We start from the raw sequence: 19,588 nt of genomic DNA, 5'->3' as shown, positions 1-19,588 counted from the left end.
GGGGCCGGCCAGCACGCGCGGGTCGGCGATCCCCGGCGCGTATCGCTGCGTGCCCCGCGTGCTCCGCTTGCTCCGCTTGCTCCGCGTGCTCCGCTTGCTCCGATAGGCAAGCCAAGCCCGTCATCCGGGTCACATTGAATCCATACCTAAAGCAATAGCAACAGCCATAGCCATAGCCATAGCACCAGGAGACAAAACATCATGAGCAATATCGCGTTTATCGGTTTGGGCAACATGGGCGCGCCCATGGCATTGAATCTGATCAAGGCCGGACATAGCCTCAAGGTCTTTGACCTGGTGCCGGCAGCGGTGAAGCTGCTGACCGATGCCGGCGCCAGCGCCGCGGAGTCGGCAGCCGAAGCGGTCAAGGGCGCGGACGTCGTCGTGACCATGCTGCCCGCCAGCAAGCACGTCGAAGGGCTGTACCTGGATCAGGACCTGCTGGGCAAGATTTCGTCCAGCGCGTTGGTGATCGATTGCAGCACCATCGCCCCGGACACGGCCCGCAAGCTGGCGCAGGCCGCCGACGTGCGCGGCATCGCCATGATCGATGCGCCGGTGTCCGGCGGCACGGCGGGCGCGGCGGCGGGCACGCTGACGTTCATTGTGGGCGGCCCCGCGGCCGCGCTGGAACGCGCCCGGCCCGTGCTGGAGAAAATGGGCAAGAACATCTTCCATGCCGGCCCCGGCGGTGCCGGTCAGGTGGCCAAGATCTGCAACAACATGCTGCTGGGCATCCTGATGGCCGGTACGTCCGAGGCCCTGGCGCTGGGCGTGGCCAACGGGCTGGATCCGAAGGTCCTGTCGGACATCATCGCCAAGAGCTCGGGCCGCAACTGGGCGACCGAGCTCTACAACCCCTGGCCGGGCGTGATGGACCATGCGCCCGCGTCCAAGGGTTACGCCGGCGGTTTCGGCGTGGACCTGATGCTTAAGGACCTGGGCCTGGCCGCCGAGGCCGCGCTGTCCACGCGCGCCTCCATCCCGCTGGGCGAGCTGGCGCGCAACCTGTATTCGCTGCATAGCGCGGGCGGCTCGGGCAGGCTGGATTTCTCCAGCATCGTCAACCTGGTCAAGCGCGAGCAAGACTGACATGGCCGCGCCACAAGCGTCGGCTGATCCCGCCGCGCGGGTCAAGGCCAGCTTCGACCAGCAGACCGTCATGCGGCTGCTGGGCGCGCAGCTGGATGTGGTGGAGCCGGGCAGGGTGGATATCGGCCTGCCTTACCGGGCCGACCTTTGCCAGCAAAACGGTTTTCTGCACGCCGGCATCTCCACCACAATCGCCGACAGCGCGGGCGGTTACGCCGCCTACACGCTGTTTGGCCCGGGCGAAGATGTACTGACATCGGAGTTCAAGATGAACTTCCTGGCGCCGGCCAAGGGTGACCGCTACGTGGCCAGCGGCCGCGTGGTCAAGCCGGGCAAGCGTCTGTCGATCTGCCAGGTCGAAGTGCACGCCTACGAAGGTGAGCAAGCCACGCTTTGCGTGATAGGCTTGCTGACCGCGGTGCGCGTGACGCCGCGATGACTCCGGCGCGCCACGCGTCTGGCCCGTTCCCGGGGCAGATGCGTGACGCGCTTGTCACGCGTTGCATGGGTACCGGGTAATGCCTGCCAAAGAACACCACCGAATTTTCCGCAGCAACTGGCTGCGCGCCGCCGTGCTGGGCGCCAACGACGGCATCGTGTCCACCGCCAGCCTGATCACCGGGGTGGCTGCCGCGCAGGCCTCGCATGGCGCAATTCTGACGTCGGGGCTGGCGGGGCTGGTGGCCGGCGCCTTGTCCATGGCGGTCGGTGAATACGTGTCCGTCCGCTCGCAGGCCGACACCGAGGCGGCGGACCTGCGGATGGAACAGCGCTCACTGAAGGGCAATTCGGAAGAAGAGCTTGCCGAACTGATTGATATCTATGTAGAGCGGGGCCTGACCCGGCAACTGGCGACGCAGGTGGCGCGGCAACTGACCCGCCATGACGCGCTGGACGCGCATGCGCGCGACGAACTGGGCATCTCCGTGCATAACCGCGCGCGGCCCGTGCAGGCCGCCGTGGCGTCAGCCGCGTCGTTCGCGGCCGGTGCGGCGCTGCCCTTGGTCGTGGCCGTGACGGCGCCGGTGCCGCAATTGATCGGCTGGGTGATCGGCGCATCGGTGCTGTGCCTGGCCGCGCTGGGCACGCTGGCCGCGCAGGCGGGCGGGGCCCCGAAAGGGCCGGCCGCGCTGCGCGTGACGCTGTTGGGCGCTTTTGCGATGGCGGCAACGGCCGGCGTCGGCGCGCTGTTTGGGGTGGCGGTCTGACGTTATGTGGGACGCGCGGCGGCGCACGGCACGCCCGCGTCCGGTTGCTGCGGCGTAATGCAACAACGCGCCGCCGGCCGCGCCCGGGCCGGCGTCCGCGTCCGCCTCAACTCACGGCGTAATGGAATACGGCAGCGGCCCAACCGTGATGCGCGGGCCGTCTTCTGCGCCCAGGCGCAGGTCCCCCTGGGGCAGCGCGGCAAGCGTCGTTTCGAACAGCACTGAAGCCACGCCGGCTTCGCTGGCGGCATCCACGACCCGGCCGATGGGTTCGCCCGGCTGGGTGGCGTCGAACACGTCCACGCCGGGCAGCGCCGCGCTTTGCCCGCCCGCCTGATCGATGGTGCCGTACGCCATGCGCCGCTTCACCGTGCCTCGGTAATGGCTGCGCGCCACCACTTCCTGGCCGGGGTAACAGCCCTTGGTGAAGCTCACGCCCTGAACCAGTTCCAGGTTCACAGTCTGCGGGATGAATACGTCCTGTGTTGCCGAGGCAATCCACGGAATGCCCGCGGCAAGATCGGCCACCTGCCAATGCGTAGCGGGAACCAGGCTAAGCGCGCCCGCCAAAGCCGAAGACTGGGCCAGCTGTTCATCGGACGCGATCCACCACCAGCGCAGGCGGGTATTGGCCGAGGGCGCGGCAATCCAGGTGCCCGACGGCAGGTCCACGCGTTGCCACGGTGCGCGGGGCAGGGCGCCCGTCACGGCTTCCAGGGCGGCCGCCTGTTCGGTGGTGGCCTGCACGCCGGCCACGTTCAAGGCGGTGGCGGCCAGCTTGACCTTGGCGCGCAGCACGAACATGGACAGGCGCTTGAGCAGAGCTTCAGAAAGGTCGCGGCGCACCAGCCCATACAGTTGCGGTGCGTCGTCGGCGCCAGGGGCGGCGCGCCACATGACCAGGGTGGCCAGCAGGCGGCCCTTGGCCGTGCAGTAGCCCGCCAGGCGGGCGGTGTCCAGCGGCAGGCCGGTAACGTCTTGCGTCAGTTGGCCGTGCAGGAAAGGCAGCGCGTCGGCGCCGGACGCGCTGAAGACCAGAAAATCATCCAGCGGCGCGCACGGCGCACCCGGCGCGCAACCTTCCGCGCTGGCAGGGATCGAAGAATAGAAAGCGTGCATGGCGGCGGTTGAGATCACGTCATCAAAGTGCAGATGATAGCCGCCTTCACCGCGTCATTGGCCCTTGCCCACGCCGCGCAAAGGGCCGTGCCGTAACGTCCGGCCCCGGTTTTGCCACGACAGGCCCGCGCGATCCATTAAACTTCTGGGACTTATGAAGAAGCGACTCCGTTTTTACGTCTTGTGGTCATTCCTGCTGATCGTGATCGCCGCCGCCGCCGCGGTTGGCGCCGCCTGGAGCTGGATGCATCGACCCATGCATCTACCCGCCGACAGAATCGACTTTGTGGTGGACCCGGGCAGTAGCCCGCGCACGGTCGCGCGCGCGCTGAACGCCGTGGGCGTACCCATCTGGGAGCCCGGCTTTGTCTGGATGGCGCGCCTGTCCGAACAGGACAAGCTGCTGAAGGCGGGCGGCTATCAGGCCATCAACGGCGACTCGCCCTGGCAACTGCTGGAGCGCATGGCGCGTGGCGACATGACCCAGCGCCAGATCACCTTTCTTGAGGGCTGGACGTTCCGCCAGATCCGCCAGGCGCTGCGCGAGCACCCCGACGTCAAGCAGACGCTGGGCGAAGTCAGCGACGAAGAGCTGATGGCGCGCCTGGGGTCCGACATCAAGCATCCCGAAGGGCTGTTCTTTCCCGACACCTACATCTTTACCCCCGGCAGCACCGACTACGACCTGCTGCGCCGTTCCTATCAGGAAGGCCAGCGCATCTTGCAGGACACCTGGGCCAAGCGGCAGGCGGACCTGCCCGTGGCCACGCCTTACGAGGCCCTGGTGCTGGCGTCCATTATCGAAAAGGAAACGGGGCACGGGCCTGACCGGCGCCGCGTGTCCGGCGTGTTCACCAACCGCCTGAAGATCGGCATGCTCTTGCAAACCGACCCCACCGTGATCTACGGCATGGGCGACGCTTACCAGGGCCGGATCCGCAAGCGAGATTTGCAGACCGACACGCCGTGGAACACCTACACGCGACCCGGGCTGCCGCCCACCCCCATCGCGGCGGCGGGCAGGGCGGCGCTGCTGGCGGCGGTGCAGCCCGAGCAGCACAAGTACCTGTTCTTTGTGTCGCGCGGCAATGGCACCAGCGAATTCGCCGAGAACCTGTCCGGCCACAATCGCAACGTGTCGCGCTACATCCTGGGCCAGGGCGCACGCCCAACCCCAACCCCGACCCCGACGCCCACCCCCGCGTTGACGCCCGCGACTGCGCCGGCCACCGCGCCCGTCACCGTGCCTGATGGCCCTGGCACGGCGGCGGACTCCGAAACCGACACACCTGAAGGACAAGACCAATGACCTCTCGCGGACGCTTCATTACGCTGGAGGGCGTGGACGGCGCCGGTAAAAGCACGCACACCGACTGGATCGCGGACTTTCTGCGCGGTCAGGGGCTGGACGTGGTTTCCACGCGCGAGCCGGGCGGCACGCCCCTGGGCGAAAAGCTGCGCGCGCTGGTGCTGACCGATCAGATGGGCCTGGATACCGAAACCCTGCTGATGTTCGCGGCCCGCTGCGAACATGTCCGCCAAGTCATCGAGCCGGCGCTGGCGCGTGGCGCCTGGGTGGTGTGCGACCGCTATACCGACGCCACCTACGCCTACCAGGGCGGTGGCCGCGAGCTGGGCGCGGAACGGGTCGCCGTGCTGGAACAATGGATGCACGCGGGCCAACCCGACCGCACCTGGCTGTTTGACGTCCCCCTGGAAGTGGCGCGCGCCCGCCTTGCCGATGCGCGCGAGCCCGACCGCTTCGAACGCGAAGGCGCCGCCTTCTTCGAGCGCACCCGGCAGGCGTATCACGCCCGCGCCCAGGCCAACCCCCACCGCATTCACATCATTGATTCCACCCGGTCCATCGCCCAGATCCGTACGGAACTGGAAGCCGGGCTGCGGGCGCTGCTGGCCGTGACAACATGAGCGCGCCCCAGTTCCTGCCGTGGCAGATGGAAACGGCGCGCGCCTGGCTGGGCAACCGCGACCGCTTTGCGCACGCGTGGCTGGTGCACGGCCTGGCCGGCATCGGCAAGCTGGATTTCGCGATTGCCGCCGCCGCCAGCCTGCTGTGTGAAACGCCCGAAAACGGTCTGGCCTGCGGCCATTGCGCGGCCTGTGCCTGGTTTGCCAGCGGCAACCACCCCGACCTGCGCCGCATCCGGCCCGAAGCCGTGGCAGTCGAAGAGGGCGCGGACGCCGCCGAACCCGCCGAAGACGCCGAACCGACCTCGGGCGCGGCCAAGCGTGCTCCGTCCAAGGAAATTCGCATCGACCAGATCCGGTCGCTGGAGTCCTGGTTCAATACCGCCACGCACCGGGGCGGATGGCGCGTGGCGCTGTTGTACCCCGCGCACGCCCTGAACGTGGTGTCGTCCAACGCCTTGCTCAAGGTGCTGGAAGAACCCCCGCCGCACACCGTTTTCCTGCTGGTTGCCGACGCCCCCGACCGCCTGCTGCCGACCTTGGTATCGCGCTGCCGGCGCCTGCCCTTGCCGGCGCCCGCCCCCGATACCGCGCTGCAATGGCTACGCGCGCAAAACGTCGAGCCCGCGCGGGAATGGCTGGCCGCCGCGGGCGGCGCGCCCCTGGCGGCGTTGCGACTGGCGCAGGCGGGCGATACGCCTTGTCCGCCCTGGCTGTCGCAACTGATCAACCCCTTGGCGCAGGGGCAGGCGCCCGATGTCGGCACGATGGCCGAAACGCTGGAAAAGGTGCCGGCCACTGAATGGATCGACGCCCTGCAACGCCTGTATACGGACCTGATGCTGGCCAGCGCCGGCGCGCCCGTGCGGTACTTTCCGGCGTTGGGCGTGGGCGTGGCCCAGGTGGCCGCGCGCATGAACACGGCCCGCGTGGCCGAGGCGGCGCGCTGGCTGACGCGGCAGCGCGCGCTGGCCACCCACCCCCTGAACGCCAAGCTTTTCGCGCACGCCACCCTGCAACGCGTGGTGCTATCCTGCCAGGCGTAAGTCCCTGATTCAGCGGCGCTTTGCCTGTCGCGATGTTTCTTTCGCACAGGCCGCGCCGCGATCACTTTATGTAGTCACATCATGTACGTCGATTCGCACTGTCATTTGAATTTTCCTGAGCTGGCCGCCGATCTGCCGGCCATTCTTGAGCGCATGGCCGCCAACCAGGTCAGCCACGCACTGGTCGTCAGCGTCAACATGCCCGAATGGCCCGGCCTGATGTCGCTGGTGGAACCCCAGCCCAACCTGTGGGCCTCGGTGGGCGTGCACCCCGATTACGAAGACACGCCCGATCCGTCGCCCGAAGAGCTGGCGCGCTTGTCGCAGCACCCCAAGGTGGTGGCCATCGGCGAAACCGGGCTGGATTACTACCGTTTGTCCGAACCGCTGGATTGGCAGCGCGAACGCTTTCGCCGGCATATCCGCGCCGCGCGCGACACCGGCCTGCCGCTGATCGTGCACACGCGTTCGTCCGCCGAAGACACGGTGCGCATGCTCAAGGAAGAGAAGGCGGCCGAGGTGGGCGGCGTGATGCACTGTTTCACCGAAACCTGGGAAGTGGCCCAGGCGGCGCTGGATCAGAATTTCTATATCTCGTTGTCGGGCATCGTCACGTTCAAGAACGCGCAGATCGTGCACGAAGTGGCCAGCAAAGTGCCGCTGGACCGCCTGCTGATCGAAACCGATTCCCCGTACCTGGCGCCGGTGCCGTATCGCGGCAAGCTGAATGACCCGTCGAAGGTCATCCACGTGGCCGAAAAGATCGCAGACCTGCGAGGCATCCCGGTAGCCGAGGTGGCGCGCGCGTCCACGGAAAACTTCTTCAAGCTGTTCAGCAAGATCAAGAAGTAAGAGCAAGCAGCGCGTAAAGACATACCCTTCAAAGACGTAGGGTTTGAATAAACACCATCGGCCCGGCCAGAAGCCGGCCTTCAGGCCGACGCCCACATAACCCTCGTTCCTTCCCATCCAGGATAGCCATGACCGCCCGCACACCGACTTTCCGCCCTGTCTTGTCGCAATGCCGAGGCGCGCTGTTGGCCCTGGCCATTGCCTTCGGCGCTTGCGCCGCGCCGCTGGCCCAGGCCGCTAATCCGGGCGACTGGTGGGTGTACGTGGCCAACGATTACCCGGACGACGTCAAGGACCTGCTGGCGCAAGGGGCCGACCCCAACGTGCGCTACCAGAACGGGCAGCCCGCCCTGATGCGCGCGGTGGTCGATGGCGCCTGGAAGGTGTTTGACGTGATCGCGGCCGACAAGCGCACGGACGTGAACGCCGAGAACCCGGCCGGCGAAACCCCGCTGATGTACCTGGCCATTGCCGGCCAGACCGAGCGCGCCAAAAAGCTGATTGCGAGGGGCGCCCAGATCAACCGTCTGGGCTGGACGCCGCTGCACTACGCCGCGTCCAAGGGGCAGATGGAAATGGCGCGCATGCTGCTGGGTAAGAAAGCCATGGTGAACGCGCCCGCCCCGGGCGGCGAAACGCCCCTGATGATGGCGGCGCTGGGCGGCAACCGCGAAATGGTCGATCTGCTGATCAAGGCGGGGGCGGACGTCACCACGCGCGACCTGAAGAATCAAAGCGCTGCTGACTGGGCGCGCAACGGCAAATCGGCGGCGGTGGCGACGTACCTGACCACCAAGGTGGCCCAGGCGGACGAGGCCAAGCGGGCGCGCCGCGCGGCCAGCCCGGCGCCGGTTGAGGCCGATGCCGCGACGGGTGCTGACCCCACCGCGCAGGGCAGCGCGCAAGGCGCCGCACAGCCGGCAGGGGAAACTTCTGGCGCGTCGATGGGTGTTGCGCCGGGCGCCACGCCGGCGGCCGCTGCGCCGGCGCCCGCCGGCGGTGCCTCGGCTCCTGCCGCCGCGCCCAACGTGGGCGGTGTATCCGGCGTCAAGCTGAACAACTACGACACGCCTGCCGCACCGTAAACGGGCAGGACGCAGCGGCGTCCAGCCGCTGCAATGCTGCGCCGCCGGCCCCGAGAAAGGGACACATTAAAAAGACCGCATTGCGGTCTTTTTTTTCGTACTTATCTGGGGTTTTCCCTGCTTATTCTCATCCTTCGGGAAAAATCCGGCGAAAAACCACCATGAATTGATAATCTCGCCTCCTTATTGCTGGGAGCAGAGTTGATGTCGGAACCCTCGGTGGGAGCGGGCGCGGATCGTGTCCTGTACGTGTTGGCCACGCTGGCCCGGCACGATGGCCCGTTGACGATCGCCGCCCTGGCCGAAAAAACCGGGCTGGCCCAAAGCACGCTGTATCGCCAGGTTGCCTTGCTAAAACGCTGGGGTTTCGTCGCCGAACACGAAGGCGAATACGGCCCGGGCCCGCTCTGCGTTCAGCTGGCCTGGGGCTTTGACCAGTCTTCCTTTTTGATACACGAAGCGCAGCCCGACATGGCGTCGCTGGCCGCCGCATCCGGCGAGACCATCGGCTTGCTGGTCGCCGTCAAGGACCAGGCCGTGTGCCTGGACATGATCGAAAGTCAGCACCCGCTGCGGTGTTCGTTCACCAAGGGGCGCGGCCTGCCGTTGGCGCGGGGCGCATCCGCCAAGTCATTGTTGGCCTTCATGCCGCTGGGCCGCCTGCAAGCCGCCCTGGCCTATCTGGCCGACGAAGCAGGGGTCGCCCCGTCGCGCCTGGAAGACGAGCTGGAACGCATACGTGGGCAGGGCTACGCCGTCACCGATAGCGAAGTGGATGCCGGCGTGTGGGGCGTCAGCGTCCCGATATTCCAGCGGCCCAATCAGGCCGTGGCCTCGATCACCTTGATGGCGCCGTCCACGCGCGCGGCCCAACGGCCCGACGCGCTGATCGCCATGACCGTGGCAGCGGCGCGCCGCATTTCCGACCGCCTGAAGGTCCATTGAAGGTATCCCCTGGCCGCCTGTTCCGCCGCATCTCCAGGCCGCCTTGTTCAGCCGCATTGTTCAGACGCATCCCCCTAGCCGTACCCATCGCCGTACCCACTCGCATAGGACTCACCATGACCACTCGCCGCACATTGTTGACCGCCGCCCTGACGCTGGGCCTTGCCTGGAGCGCCGGCGCGGCGCATGCCCAGGACACCATCCGCGCCGTTACCGACGCCACCTTCCCGCCGATGGAGTTCGTCAAGGACGGCAAGCGCACCGGCTTTGACATCGAGCTGGTCGAAGCGCTGGCCGGCGCCATGGGCAAGAAGGTCGAATGGATCGACATCGACTTCAAAGGCCTGATCCCCGCCTTGCAAGCCGGCCGCGCCGACATCGCCGTGTCCGCCATCTACATCACGCCCGAACGCAGCAAGGTGGTGGACTTCACCGACCCCTACTACGCCGGTGGCCTGGTCGTGCTGACCAAGACCGACAGCCCCATCAAAACGCTCAAGGACCTGGACGGCCGCAAGGTGTCGGTGCAGGTGGGTACGAAGTCGGTCAACTACCTGAAAGAACACCTGCCGGCCGTGCAGCGCGTGGAAGTCGAGAAAAACCAGGAAATGTTCAACCTGGTGCAGATCGGCCGCGCCGACGCCGCCGTGACGGGCAAGCCCGCCGCCAAGCTGTTCGCGCAAAGCACCACGGGCCTGACCGTGCTGGACGAGCAGGTGACGACCGAGGACTACGGTATTGCCGTGCCCAAGAGCAAGCCCGAGCTGACCCGTGATTTGAACGCCGCGCTGAAAAAGCTGAAGGCGGACGGCAGCTACCAGGCCATCGTGAACAAGTGGTTCGAGGCGCCCAAGAAATGAACCTGGAATTCGCCCCCGTCTTCGCCGACTTCGACAGCCTGATGCGGGGCGCGGTGGTTACCGTGGAGGTAACCGCCGGCGCCTTGCTGCTGGGCTGTGTCATGGGCCTGTTGGTCGGCGTCGGCCGGCTCAACCCCAAGCGCTACGTCATCTACAACCTGTGCAGCGTTTATCTGCTGTTCTTTCGCGGTACGCCGTTGCTGGTGCAGTTGTTCATCTGGTTCTTCGGCCTGCCGCAGTTTGGCGTGACCTTGCCCGCGTTCGCCTGCGGCGTGCTGGGCCTGGGCATGTATTCGGGCGCCTACGTGTCCGAAATCGTGCGCGGCGCCATTCAGTCGGTGGACCGTGGCCAGACCGAAGCGGCGCGTTCGCTGGGCATGTCGTCCGGCCACGCCATGCGCATCATCATCCTGCCGCAGGCGGTAGTGCGCATGATTCCGCCGCTGGGCAATGAGTTCATCGCGCTGATCAAGAATTCGGCGCTGGTGTCGCTGCTGACCATTCACGACCTGATGCACGAAGGGCAGAAGATCATCAGCGTGTCGTATCGGTCGCTGGAGACGTATCTGGTGGTGGCCTTGATCTACCTGGTGCTGACCACCGCCGCCATGTTGATTTTGCGCAGGGTTGAAAAGCACCTGCGCGCCGGAGGGATGGTGCAATGAACCCGCTAGGCAATCCGCAGGAAATGATCCGCATCCGCGGCCTGGAAAAATCCTACGGCGATCATGCCGTGCTCAAGGGTATCGACTTTGACGTGCTGCCATCGCAGGTAGTCGTGGTGATCGGCCCCAGCGGTTCGGGCAAGAGCACGTTGCTGCGCTGCTGCAACGGCCTGGAAGTGGCCGAGGCGGGCACCGTGGACATCTGCGGCCAGACCTTGCTGGACCACGGCACGCTGCTGCCCGAGGCCGCGCTGAACCAGCTGCGCATGCAGGTGGGCATGGTGTTCCAGGGCTTCAACCTGTTTCCGCATCTGTCCGTGCTGGATAACGTCACCGTGGGCCCGCGCACGCTGCGGGGCATGGGGCGCGACCAGGCCAATGCGCTGGCCGAGGACCTGCTGAAAAAGGTGGGGCTGGTGCAGAAAATGGCGGCCATGCCCGCCAGCCTGTCGGGCGGGCAGAAGCAGCGCGTGGCGATTGCGCGCGCACTGGCCATGCGGCCCAAGGTCATGTTGTTCGACGAGCCGACCTCGGCGCTGGACCCCGAACTGGTGGGCGAGGTGTTGCAGGTGATGAAGCTGCTGGCGCGTGAAGGCATGACCATGATGGTCGTCACGCACGAAATGGGTTTTGCGCGGGATGTGGCCGACGTGGTGGCGGTGATGGATGGCGGGGTGATCCTGGAATCCGGCCCGCCCGAAGTGATCTTTACTGAACCGCGCGAGGCTCGCACCCGCGAATTCCTGCAAGCGGTGTTGAGTCAGGGGGCGGCGGCATGAGCGCGGCACAGCGGGATCAGCACGTATGGAAGGCGCGCGACGACAGCGCCGAACAGGGCGACACGCGCCGCCTGGCGCATATCGTTCAGGCCGAGGCCGGCCAGGCAAGCAAGGGCGAGCCCGTCTTGCTGGGCTTTGCCTGCGACGCGGGCGTGGCGCGCAACCAGGGGCGTGTCGGCGCGGCCGAAGGGCCGACGGGCATCCGCAAGTTCCTGGCCGGCTTGCCGGCGCATGGGCTGGGCCGGCTGCTGGATGGCGGCGACGTGGTGTGCCAGGACGATCAACTGGAAGACGCGCAAGAACGCCTGGGTCTGCGTGTCGCAGAACTGCTGGGGCAGGGCGCCCGCCCCTTGGTGTTGGGCGGCGGCCATGAAATTGCCTGGGGCACGTTCCAGGGCTTGGCGCGCTGGCTGCAAGCCCGGGGCGACACCGAGCCGGTGCTGGTCCTGAACCTGGACGCGCACTTCGACCTGCGTACCGGCCGCCCGGGAAGTTCGGGCACGCCGTTTGACCAGATCGCGCGCTACTGCGAAGCAGAGGGGCGGGCGTTGCAATATGCCTGCCTGGGAGTCTCGCGGCTGGCGAACACCCCCGCGCTGTACGCGCGCGCGGCCGAGGTGGGCGCCGTGTGGGTGGAAGACCGCGACATGCAGGAACGCCACCTGGAAGCACGTCTTGCCAATGTGGACGCGTTGCTGGCCCGCGCCCGCCACGTGTACCTGACCATCGACCTGGATGTGTTGCCGGCGGCGGTGATGCCGGGCGTGTCGGCGCCCGCCCCCTATGGGGTGCCGATGGCCGTGGTTGAGGAAATCGTGCTGCGCGTGAAGGCCAGCGGCAAGCTGCGGGTGGCCGACATGGCCGAATACAGCCCGCGCTTTGACGTGGACGGCCATGGCGCGCGCGCGGCGGCGCGGTTGGCCTGGCAGTTGATGGCGCCGTGAACGTGGCGCGGGGCCTTGCGGCTTGCGGTTGACCGAGGCTGGACGCGTGCGCATTGGCGGCTTAGGATAGGTCAGTTTTCGAGCCGGGCTCATGACCCGTACGGTATCCGCCACATCTATGCGTCCCTATTAAAAATATTTAGGTTTTAAATAGGGACGCTATAGTTTTAGTGGATAAAATGGCGCAACTTTGTCAGGAGATCATGCTCATGTCTCACACTCCCACCCATGCCTTGCCGTCTTATCTGAATGCCGATGATCTCGGCCCCTGGGGTAATTACCTGCAACAAGTCGACCGGGTCACCCCGTACCTCGGCACCTTGGGTCGGTGGGTCGAGACGCTGAAGCGTCCCAAGCGCGCCCTGATCGTCGATGTGCCGATCGAGCTCGATAACGGCACCATCGCGCACTTTGAAGGCTATCGCGTGCAGCACAACGTGTCGCGCGGCCCGGGCAAGGGCGGTGTGCGTTTCCACCAAGACGTGACGCTCTCCGAAGTGATGGCATTGGCCGCGTGGATGTCGGTCAAGAACGCCGCCGTGAACCTGCCTTATGGCGGCGCCAAGGGCGGCATCCGCGTTGACCCGCGCACGCTGTCGCATTCCGAACTCGAACGCATGACGCGCCGCTACACCAGCGAAATCGGCGTCATCATCGGGCCGTCCAAAGACATTCCCGCCCCCGACGTCGGCACCAACGCCCAGGCCATGGCCTGGATGATGGACACCTATTCCATGAACGAAGGCGCCACCGCCACGGGCGTGGTCACCGGCAAGCCGATCGCGTTGGGCGGCAGCCTGGGCCGGGTTGAAGCCACGGGCCGTGGCGTGTTCGTCGTGGCGTGCGAAGCGGCCCGCGACCTGAACATCGACGTGTCCAAGGCGCGTGTGGTGGTGCAGGGCTTCGGCAACGTGGGCGGCACCGCTGCCCGCCTGTTCCATGAAGCCGGCGCCAAGGTCATTGCCGCGCAGGATCATACCGGCACGGTGCACAACCCCGCCGGCCTGGACGTCCACAAGCTGCTGTCGCACGTGTCGCAACACGGCGGCGTGGGCGGTTTCTCGGGCGGTCAGGCGCTGGACAAGGACGAATTCTGGACGCTGGAAACTGAATTCCTGATCCCGGCCGCGCTGGAAAGCCAGATCACCGCCGACAACGCCGCCAAGGTGCGCGCCAAGGTCGTGGTGGAAGGCGCCAACGGCCCCACCACCCCGGAAGCGGACGACATCCTGTTCGAACACGGCGTGTATGTGGTGCCGGACGTGCTGGCCAACGCCGGCGGCGTAACGGTGTCGTACTTCGAATGGGTGCAGGACTTCTCCAGCTTCTTCTGGAGCGAAGAAGAGATCAACCAGCGCCTGGAACGCATCATGCGTGAAGCCTACAGCGCGGTGTCGCAGGTGGCCAAGGAACACAAGGTCACGCTGCGCACCGCCGCGTTCATCGTGGCTTGCACGCGCATCCTGCAAGCGCGCCAAGTGCGCGGCCTGTATCCGTGATGACTGAATCGGCGTGGCGTCTCTGACGCGGCGCCGAGGAGGCCGAGGTAGACAAAAACAGAAATCGCCCCGCAAGGGGCGATTTCCATTGGCGCATGGCCGGCGCAATGTGAATAGAATGTGCCCGGTGCCGAGCCCGAGCCCGAGCCCGAGCCCGAGCCCGAGCCCGAGCCCGAGCCCGAGCCCGACCAGGCCACGGCCGTCCGTACCTGCCCACGCCAGTCCACCTTTTACCCCCCTCGGAGACATTCATGACTCAAGCCCTGCCGTCCACGACGCTGACCGTGGACCCTGCCTGGATCGACGCGTATGGCCATCTGAACGCCGCACACTATGTCGGCATTTTCGACCGGGTGGGCTTTGAACTGCTGGGGCAGGTGGGCGTGGGGCTGGACTACACCGAGGCCACGCGCTGCGGCATCTACACCATGAACGTGCACGTGGCTTATCTGCGCGAAGTGCTGGCCGGCGACCCGCTGATGCTGCGCGTGCGCTTGCTGGAATCGGATAACAAGCGGGTGCTTTGCCTGATGGAGCTGACCCAGACCCGCGACGGCTACCTGGCCGCCACCATGGAGCAGCTGTCCCTGCATGTGGACCTGAACACGCGTCGCGCCACGCCTTTTCCGCCCGAGTTGGAACAGCGCCTGGCCCGTGCCGTAAGCGATCACGCTGCCGAGCCGCTGCCGGCGGGCTACCGGCGCCTGTTGCCGTTGAAGGGCCCCCGTTAAGCGGCCACGCGACGCTTGGGGCCGACGCATGGACTCAGACCAGGGCTGCGCCGAAACAACACTTGAACAAGCCCCGAGCCACACTTGCCGATGCCGTGATTGCATTGCAAGTCGCGCCTTCATAACATGCTTTCGTGACGTGCTCGTGGCCGCACCGGCATCCTGCCCGGTTGTGGAGCGCTGACCACAGTGGGGCTTTTTTTTCGCGAATCGGGGCCACTAGCCGTACCGCATCATTTTCTGACACATAGCGTCCCTAGAATTCGTTCCTGCCATGCGCCATGCGCCGCTTGCCCAGCAAGCCGGCACGCGGCCCGGGTATGTTCAATCAAAGGGAATATGTAATGAAAAAGACTCTGCTCGCAACCGCGCTCCTGGCCGCCGTCACCGGCGTGGCCCAAGCGGAAACCTCGGTAACGCTGTATGGCCTGATCGACACCGGTATCGGCTACCAGCGCATCAAGGGCGACGGCTATCACGAATCCAAGGTCGGCATGGCAAACGGCGTGTCGAGCGGCTCGCGTTGGGGCCTGCGTGGCGCGGAAGACCTGGGCGATGGCCTGTCTGCCGTGTTCACCCTGGAAAGCGGCTTCAATTCGGGTAACGGCCAATCCGGCCAAAGCGGACGTTTGTTCGGTCGCCAAGCCACCGTCGGCCTGAAGGCCGATTCGTGGGGCCTGCTGGAATTCGGCCGTCAGACCAACATCGCGTCCAAGTACCTGGCCTCGATCGACCCGTTTGGCGGCAGCTACGGCCAAGCCAACGTGGGCGTGGCCTTCAGCGCCGCCAACACCGTCCGCTACGACAACATGGTCCAGTATTCGACCCCGTCGTTCAGCGGCTTCCAGTTTGGCGTGGGCTACTCGTTCAACGCGTCCGACACGACTGCCGCGCAAACCGGCTTCAAGACGGCTGACAACACCCGCGCCATCACGACCGGCCTGCGCTACGTCAACGGCCCGCTGAACGTGGCCGCCACGTACGACCAACTGAACCCGGCCAACCAGTTGGGCACGGACGCCACGCCCAAGTCGTGGTCCGTCGCCGCCGCCTACGACTTCGAAGTCGTCAAGCTGGCGTTGGGCTTTGGCCAGACGCGCGACGGCTGGTTCACCGGGCAGAGCATCAATTCGTTCGGCAGCGGCAGCCCCACGGCCAGCAGCTTCGGCACCAACGTTGCCGTGTCGGGCTTCAAGGCCAATTCGTACCTGGTCGGCCTGACCGTGCCGTTGGGCGCCAGCAGCATCCTGGCGTCGTGGCAGCGTGCCGACCCGAACGGCAACCCGCTGACCGCCGGCAACGATTCGACGATGAACGTCTACAGCATCGGCTACACGTACAACCTGTCCAAGCGCACCAACCTGTACGCGCTGGGTTCGTACGCCACCGACTTCGCGTTTGTTGACGGCGTCAAGAGCACCGTCGGCATCGTGGGCGTGCGCCACCGCTTCTAAGCCATCGCGGGAGGCCGGCGACTCGCGCGTGGCGCGCGCCGCCGGCCCGTTCTTGCCGCGGTTGTATTGAGCGGACTGGGCGTCTTACCCGGCCACAGACGCGAAAAAAGCGGCCACCTCCCTAGCTCCACTCTCAGTCCGCTCACCCGAACCTCGGCCTGCATCAGGCCTTGCGCCGCGCTGAGCACGCAGTCTTGACCGGCATTGGGCGGTGCGCCCGTTGCCGGTCTTGGCGTTGGCCTACGACCGGGGCAACAGTTCCGGCTTAAGGATGCCGCGCAGGTCGGCATACGGGATGCTTAGTTCCGGTTCGCCGTGCGAGTAGGGCGCAATCGAATAGGCGTCGTATTTGACGACGATGCCGTCACGCGTCAACGCAAAGTTGTCGCTTTCCTGGAAAGGCCACATCTTGTTGTAGGCGGCGGGATCGCGCTTGGCATCGGGGTTGCCTGTCAGCCATTTGGCATGCGCCCGCTGCAAGGCCGCAACGTATTCCGCGCGCCTGCCTGGGATCAACGCTTCATCCAGACTCATGACACGGCCGCGCGACCGTTCCCAGTTCAGATACTGCGTGGCCGGAATGCCGTGCGCGGCGCCCGTCAGGAATTGCTCGGTGTGCAATTCGATCGCCACGATGTCGCCCACCGTGTCTTTCACCGACGCCTTGAAATACGTGGCGTCGCGTGCGCGCGCCGTCGACCAGAAGTACTGCGTGTATTCCGACAGCGTGTTGTACGGGCCACGCCGATTGGCGTCGGTGCCCGTCATGTAGGCCAGCACATGGTCCACCAGCGCGCTTAATTTGGGAATGCCGGGAAACGCCACGCTGTCGATTTCAATGCGTGGGCAGTCGCCTTCGCAGCCCGGTTTGTTCGACGCCCATTTGATGCGCTCGGTGGACAGGTCGCCCACCTTTTCGGACGTGGTCGAAGCCGGCTCGGCCAAGGTGATGTTGGCCGGCGGCGTACTGCCGCAACCCGCCAGCACCAACAGGGCGGCGCCCAGGACCAGACCGCTTATCCCGCCTTGCGGCGTGAATGTGCGACGCATTGAACTACCTCCACAAATTCAAGACCTTGCCGTCAAGGCACCACGCCCGTCCATTCCGGCGTCGAGAACTTTTCATCGGCTTGCTGCTGGGCGCGCGCCAGCGTGTCGCTGCCGATTTGCCCCGGAGTCAGACGATGCAGGCCGGCAAAAGTTTCCAGCATGCGGTCGATGATGACCTCGCGCGCCAGACCCGTCTGCGTACGCAGCGGGTCAACGCGCTTTTTCGCGCTGGTGGTGCCTTTGTCGGACAGTTTCTCGCGGCCAATGCGCAAGACTTCGACCATTTTATCGGCGTCGATGTCATACGACATGGTCACGTGGTGCAGCACCGCGCCCGCGCGGCGGGCTTGCGCCGCGCCGCCGATCTTGCCGATGTCGGATGCAATGTCGTTCAGCGGTTGATACCAGGCCTTGATGCCCAGACCTTGCAACGCCGTCAATACCCAGGCGTCCAGGAACGCATAGGATTCCTGGAAGCTCATCCCGTGCACCAAGGCTTGCGGCGCGCTGAGCGAATAGGTGATGGAGTTGCCCGGTTCGATGAACATCGCGCCGCCACCGCTGACGCGGCGCACGACTTCAATGCCGTGGCGCTGGGCGCCCTCCGGGTCCACTTCGTTTTTCAGGGATTGAAAACGGCCGATGACGACGGCGGGCGCGGCCCATTCCCAGATGCGCAGCGTGGGCGGGCGCTGGCCGGCGCCCACTTCGTCGGTAATGACGGCATCCAGCGCCATGTGCAGCGACGGCGCCTGCGGGCCTTCGTGTATCAGTTGCCAGTCGTAATCGTTCCAGTCGGTGCGCGTCATGCAAGCGCCCTCCGCAGCACCACGGCCACGGCTTCGGCCGAAAAGCCGAACAGCTCGGCGTCGGCGGGCAGGGCGGATTGCACCGCCACCGCCAATTCCAGTTCGCCGGCATCGGCGGGCATGCCGTTCAAGCCGCTGTTGATGGCTTCCAGCGCTTCGGGCGGCTCTAGAAAGAAGTCGCCGCTGATGCGTACGTTGGCCAGGCGGCCGTCGCGCACTTCCAGATCCGCGACAACCAATTTGCCGCCGGGGACTTTGTATTCGCCATGCATGGGCGCTCCTTGCGAAATCAATGAACAAAAACTACAGGTTCAGCTTCATGCCGTCGTGGCTGGCCGTGAAGCCCAGGCTTTCGTAGAACCGGCGCGCATCGGGGCGCGCGCGGTCCGTCGTCAGCTGGACCAGGCCGCAGCCTTGGGCGCGGCACTGGTCGATGGCCCATTCGAACATGGCGCGCCCCAGACCCTGGCCGCGCGCCGACGAGGCGATGCGCACGCTTTCGATCTGGCCGCGCCACAGGCCCAGCCGCGACAAGCCGGGTATGAACGATAACTGCAAACAGCCGACCAGGTGTGGGCCTTGCTCAACCACGGCAAGGAACTGGTTGGAATCTTGCGCAATCGCAGCAAAGGCAGCCGTGTAACGCGGGTTCAGCGGCACCGAGGCGTCTTCGCGCCGGGCGCCCAGTTCATCGTCGGCCAACAGGGCCACGATGTGCGGCAAGTCTTCCTGGCGCGCGCGGCGAAAGACCAATTGCGGATCGGACATCGCAGGGCTCCTGGCTAGCGGGCAACGTTCTGCGCGGTCTGGCCGAACAGGATGCGGCGCGATTCCTCATCGCTGATGGAAGGCGCGGTGTTGACGCTGTCGGCCAACGCGTACGCGCGCTGCGTGGCCGGGCGTTGCGCGATGGCATTGAACCAGCGTTGCAGGTGCGGAAAGTCGTTCAGATCCTGCCCTTGCTTGGCATGCGGCACGATCCACGGGTAGGCCGCCATATCGGCAATGGAATAGTCACCCGCTACGAATTCGCGGTCGGCCAGACGCTTGTTCAGCACGCCGTACAAGCGGTTGGTTTCCTTGACGTAACGGTCGATGGCGTAGGGGATGCGCTCTTGGGCGTAGCCCGAGAAATGATGATTCTGGCCGGCCATGGGGCCCAGGCCGCCCATTTGCCAGAACAGCCACTGCGACACTTCCGAGCGGCCGCGCAAGTCGGCGGGCAGGAACTGGCCGGTCTTTTCGGCCAGATACAACAGGATGGCGCCCGACTCGAACAGCGACAGGGGCGCGCCGCCGTCGGCCGGTTGCTGGTCGACGATGGCGGGGATGCGGTTGTTGGGCGCGATGGCCAGGAATTCGGGTTTGAACTGATCGCCGCGGCTGATGTTCACCGGGTGGATCTTGTAGGGCAGGCCGGTTTCTTCAAGGAACAGCGTGATCTTGTGGCCGTTGGGGGTGGTCCAGTAATAGAGATCGATCATGGAATGCGTCCTGGGAATCAAGGCGCCGCCCGCCGGG

General features: G+C 65.9%; 22 protein-coding genes. 16 read left to right on the top strand and 6 right to left on the bottom strand.

What is annotated here, in order from left to right:
• The first annotated feature begins 201 nt into the window (after positions 1-201).
• From mmsB to ACNPP0_RS16365, 3 genes are all read left to right on the top strand, one after another.
• Positions 202-1,092, top strand: a complete 891-nt coding sequence (gene mmsB, locus ACNPP0_RS16375; RefSeq protein WP_448706474.1) for a 3-hydroxyisobutyrate dehydrogenase — start codon at positions 202-204, stop codon at positions 1,090-1,092.
• Position 1,093: 1 nt separating this feature from the next.
• Positions 1,094-1,531, top strand: a complete 438-nt coding sequence (locus tag ACNPP0_RS16370; protein WP_332607675.1) for a PaaI family thioesterase — start codon at positions 1,094-1,096, stop codon at positions 1,529-1,531.
• 79 nt (positions 1,532-1,610) lie between these two features.
• Entirely contained in the window at positions 1,611-2,300 is a 690-nt protein-coding gene (locus ACNPP0_RS16365) for a VIT1/CCC1 transporter family protein (RefSeq protein ID WP_332607676.1), read from the top strand.
• A gap of 111 nt (positions 2,301-2,411) precedes the next feature.
• On the opposite strand, the gene ygfZ is transcribed toward ACNPP0_RS16365, so the two are convergent.
• Entirely contained in the window at positions 2,412-3,419 is a 1,008-nt protein-coding gene (gene ygfZ, locus ACNPP0_RS16360) for a CAF17-like 4Fe-4S cluster assembly/insertion protein YgfZ (protein WP_448706493.1), read from the bottom strand.
• Between the two features lie 154 nt (positions 3,420-3,573).
• Here ygfZ and mltG point away from each other — a divergent pair, with 154 nt between their 5' ends.
• The 13 genes from mltG to ACNPP0_RS16295 all read left to right on the top strand — a co-directional run bounded on the left by mltG (position 3,574) and on the right by ACNPP0_RS16295 (position 16,208).
• Positions 3,574-4,728, top strand: a complete 1,155-nt coding sequence (gene mltG / locus ACNPP0_RS16355) for an endolytic transglycosylase MltG (protein WP_448706473.1) — start codon at positions 3,574-3,576, stop codon at positions 4,726-4,728.
• Positions 4,725-5,348, top strand: coding sequence for a dTMP kinase (gene tmk / locus ACNPP0_RS16350; RefSeq protein WP_332607678.1), 624 nt, complete (start codon positions 4,725-4,727; stop codon positions 5,346-5,348). Before mltG ends, tmk begins: the two co-directional genes overlap by 4 nt.
• A complete protein-coding gene (holB, locus tag ACNPP0_RS16345; RefSeq protein ID WP_448706472.1) occupies positions 5,345-6,394 on the top strand; it encodes a DNA polymerase III subunit delta' in 1,050 nt (349 codons plus the stop codon). The genes tmk and holB overlap by 4 nt, the downstream gene beginning before the upstream one ends.
• 81 nt (positions 6,395-6,475) lie before the next feature.
• Positions 6,476-7,246 (top strand): TatD family hydrolase, encoded by a 771-nt coding sequence (locus ACNPP0_RS16340; RefSeq protein ID WP_448706471.1) that lies wholly within the window; start codon positions 6,476-6,478, stop codon positions 7,244-7,246.
• A gap of 128 nt (positions 7,247-7,374) precedes the next feature.
• On the top strand, positions 7,375-8,331 hold the full coding sequence (locus tag ACNPP0_RS16335; protein ID WP_448706470.1) for an ankyrin repeat domain-containing protein: 957 nt from the start codon (positions 7,375-7,377) through the stop codon (positions 8,329-8,331).
• A gap of 204 nt (positions 8,332-8,535) precedes the next feature.
• Entirely contained in the window at positions 8,536-9,276 is a 741-nt protein-coding gene (locus tag ACNPP0_RS16330) for an IclR family transcriptional regulator (protein ID WP_332607682.1), read from the top strand.
• 116 nt (positions 9,277-9,392) lie between these two features.
• Positions 9,393-10,136: a transporter substrate-binding domain-containing protein gene (locus ACNPP0_RS16325; RefSeq protein WP_332607683.1), complete on the top strand. Its 744-nt coding sequence runs from the start codon at positions 9,393-9,395 to the stop codon at positions 10,134-10,136.
• Positions 10,133-10,801 (top strand): amino acid ABC transporter permease, encoded by a 669-nt coding sequence (locus ACNPP0_RS16320; protein ID WP_448706469.1) that lies wholly within the window; start codon positions 10,133-10,135, stop codon positions 10,799-10,801. Before ACNPP0_RS16325 ends, ACNPP0_RS16320 begins: the two co-directional genes overlap by 4 nt.
• Positions 10,798-11,580, top strand: coding sequence for an amino acid ABC transporter ATP-binding protein (locus ACNPP0_RS16315; protein WP_448706468.1), 783 nt, complete (start codon positions 10,798-10,800; stop codon positions 11,578-11,580). Before ACNPP0_RS16320 ends, ACNPP0_RS16315 begins: the two co-directional genes overlap by 4 nt.
• Positions 11,577-12,524 carry a formimidoylglutamase gene (gene hutG, locus ACNPP0_RS16310; RefSeq protein ID WP_448706467.1) on the top strand — a complete coding sequence of 316 codons (948 nt, stop codon included), beginning with the start codon at positions 11,577-11,579 and terminating at the stop codon, positions 12,522-12,524. Before ACNPP0_RS16315 ends, hutG begins: the two co-directional genes overlap by 4 nt.
• Before the next feature lie 209 nt (positions 12,525-12,733).
• Complete coding sequence (locus tag ACNPP0_RS16305; protein WP_332607686.1) at positions 12,734-14,023, top strand: Glu/Leu/Phe/Val family dehydrogenase; 1,290 nt, start codon at positions 12,734-12,736, stop codon at positions 14,021-14,023.
• A gap of 251 nt (positions 14,024-14,274) precedes the next feature.
• Positions 14,275-14,754: a thioesterase family protein gene (locus ACNPP0_RS16300; protein WP_332607687.1), complete on the top strand. Its 480-nt coding sequence runs from the start codon at positions 14,275-14,277 to the stop codon at positions 14,752-14,754.
• Positions 14,755-15,098: 344 nt separating this feature from the next.
• Positions 15,099-16,208 (top strand): porin, encoded by a 1,110-nt coding sequence (locus ACNPP0_RS16295; RefSeq protein WP_332607688.1) that lies wholly within the window; start codon positions 15,099-15,101, stop codon positions 16,206-16,208.
• Positions 16,209-16,448: 240 nt separating this feature from the next.
• Here the strand turns inward: ACNPP0_RS16295 and ACNPP0_RS16290 are convergent, their stop codons facing one another.
• The 5 genes from ACNPP0_RS16290 to ACNPP0_RS16270 are packed head-to-tail and all read right to left on the bottom strand — an operon-like array spanning position 16,449 to position 19,551.
• A complete protein-coding gene (locus ACNPP0_RS16290; protein ID WP_332607689.1) occupies positions 16,449-17,258 on the bottom strand; it encodes an RsiV family protein in 810 nt (269 codons plus the stop codon).
• A 32-nt stretch (positions 17,259-17,290) separates the two neighbouring features.
• Positions 17,291-18,067, bottom strand: coding sequence for a lipoate--protein ligase family protein (locus ACNPP0_RS16285; RefSeq protein WP_332607690.1), 777 nt, complete (start codon positions 18,065-18,067; stop codon positions 17,291-17,293).
• A complete protein-coding gene (gene lplB / locus ACNPP0_RS16280) occupies positions 18,064-18,339 on the bottom strand; it encodes a lipoate-protein ligase small subunit (protein ID WP_046806825.1) in 276 nt (91 codons plus the stop codon). Before lplB ends, ACNPP0_RS16285 begins: the two co-directional genes overlap by 4 nt.
• Positions 18,340-18,370: 31 nt before the next feature.
• Entirely contained in the window at positions 18,371-18,835 is a 465-nt protein-coding gene (locus ACNPP0_RS16275) for a GNAT family N-acetyltransferase (RefSeq protein ID WP_332607691.1), read from the bottom strand.
• A 14-nt stretch (positions 18,836-18,849) separates the two neighbouring features.
• A complete protein-coding gene (locus ACNPP0_RS16270) occupies positions 18,850-19,551 on the bottom strand; it encodes a glutathione S-transferase N-terminal domain-containing protein (RefSeq protein WP_332607692.1) in 702 nt (233 codons plus the stop codon).
• Positions 19,552-19,588: the final 37 nt, after the last annotated feature.

The sequence above is a fragment of the Achromobacter semiaridum genome (assembly GCF_053543755.1).
This window is presented reverse-complemented; position numbering and strand designations above follow the sequence as displayed.

Bases quoted from the DNA above. Each gene is read 5' to 3' on its own strand.
- mmsB (WP_448706474.1), top strand. From the start codon at position 202: ATGAGCAATATCGCGTTTATCGGTTTGGGCAACATGGGCGCGCCCATG.
- ACNPP0_RS16370 (WP_332607675.1), top strand. From the start codon at position 1,094: ATGGCCGCGCCACAAGCGTCGGCTGATCCCGCCGCGCGGGTCAAGGCC.
- ACNPP0_RS16365 (WP_332607676.1), top strand. From the start codon at position 1,611: ATGCCTGCCAAAGAACACCACCGAATTTTCCGCAGCAACTGGCTGCGC.
- ygfZ (WP_448706493.1), bottom strand. From the start codon at position 3,419: ATGCACGCTTTCTATTCTTCGATCCCTGCCAGCGCGGAAGGTTGCGCG.
- mltG (WP_448706473.1), top strand. From the start codon at position 3,574: ATGAAGAAGCGACTCCGTTTTTACGTCTTGTGGTCATTCCTGCTGATC.
- tmk (WP_332607678.1), top strand. From the start codon at position 4,725: ATGACCTCTCGCGGACGCTTCATTACGCTGGAGGGCGTGGACGGCGCC.
- holB (WP_448706472.1), top strand. From the start codon at position 5,345: ATGAGCGCGCCCCAGTTCCTGCCGTGGCAGATGGAAACGGCGCGCGCC.
- ACNPP0_RS16340 (WP_448706471.1), top strand. From the start codon at position 6,476: ATGTACGTCGATTCGCACTGTCATTTGAATTTTCCTGAGCTGGCCGCC.
- ACNPP0_RS16335 (WP_448706470.1), top strand. From the start codon at position 7,375: ATGACCGCCCGCACACCGACTTTCCGCCCTGTCTTGTCGCAATGCCGA.
- ACNPP0_RS16330 (WP_332607682.1), top strand. From the start codon at position 8,536: ATGTCGGAACCCTCGGTGGGAGCGGGCGCGGATCGTGTCCTGTACGTG.
- ACNPP0_RS16325 (WP_332607683.1), top strand. From the start codon at position 9,393: ATGACCACTCGCCGCACATTGTTGACCGCCGCCCTGACGCTGGGCCTT.
- ACNPP0_RS16320 (WP_448706469.1), top strand. From the start codon at position 10,133: ATGAACCTGGAATTCGCCCCCGTCTTCGCCGACTTCGACAGCCTGATG.
- ACNPP0_RS16315 (WP_448706468.1), top strand. From the start codon at position 10,798: ATGAACCCGCTAGGCAATCCGCAGGAAATGATCCGCATCCGCGGCCTG.
- hutG (WP_448706467.1), top strand. From the start codon at position 11,577: ATGAGCGCGGCACAGCGGGATCAGCACGTATGGAAGGCGCGCGACGAC.
- ACNPP0_RS16305 (WP_332607686.1), top strand. From the start codon at position 12,734: ATGTCTCACACTCCCACCCATGCCTTGCCGTCTTATCTGAATGCCGAT.
- ACNPP0_RS16300 (WP_332607687.1), top strand. From the start codon at position 14,275: ATGACTCAAGCCCTGCCGTCCACGACGCTGACCGTGGACCCTGCCTGG.
- ACNPP0_RS16295 (WP_332607688.1), top strand. From the start codon at position 15,099: ATGAAAAAGACTCTGCTCGCAACCGCGCTCCTGGCCGCCGTCACCGGC.
- ACNPP0_RS16290 (WP_332607689.1), bottom strand. From the start codon at position 17,258: ATGCGTCGCACATTCACGCCGCAAGGCGGGATAAGCGGTCTGGTCCTG.
- ACNPP0_RS16285 (WP_332607690.1), bottom strand. From the start codon at position 18,067: ATGACGCGCACCGACTGGAACGATTACGACTGGCAACTGATACACGAA.
- lplB (WP_046806825.1), bottom strand. From the start codon at position 18,339: ATGCATGGCGAATACAAAGTCCCCGGCGGCAAATTGGTTGTCGCGGAT.
- ACNPP0_RS16275 (WP_332607691.1), bottom strand. From the start codon at position 18,835: ATGTCCGATCCGCAATTGGTCTTTCGCCGCGCGCGCCAGGAAGACTTG.
- ACNPP0_RS16270 (WP_332607692.1), bottom strand. From the start codon at position 19,551: ATGATCGATCTCTATTACTGGACCACCCCCAACGGCCACAAGATCACG.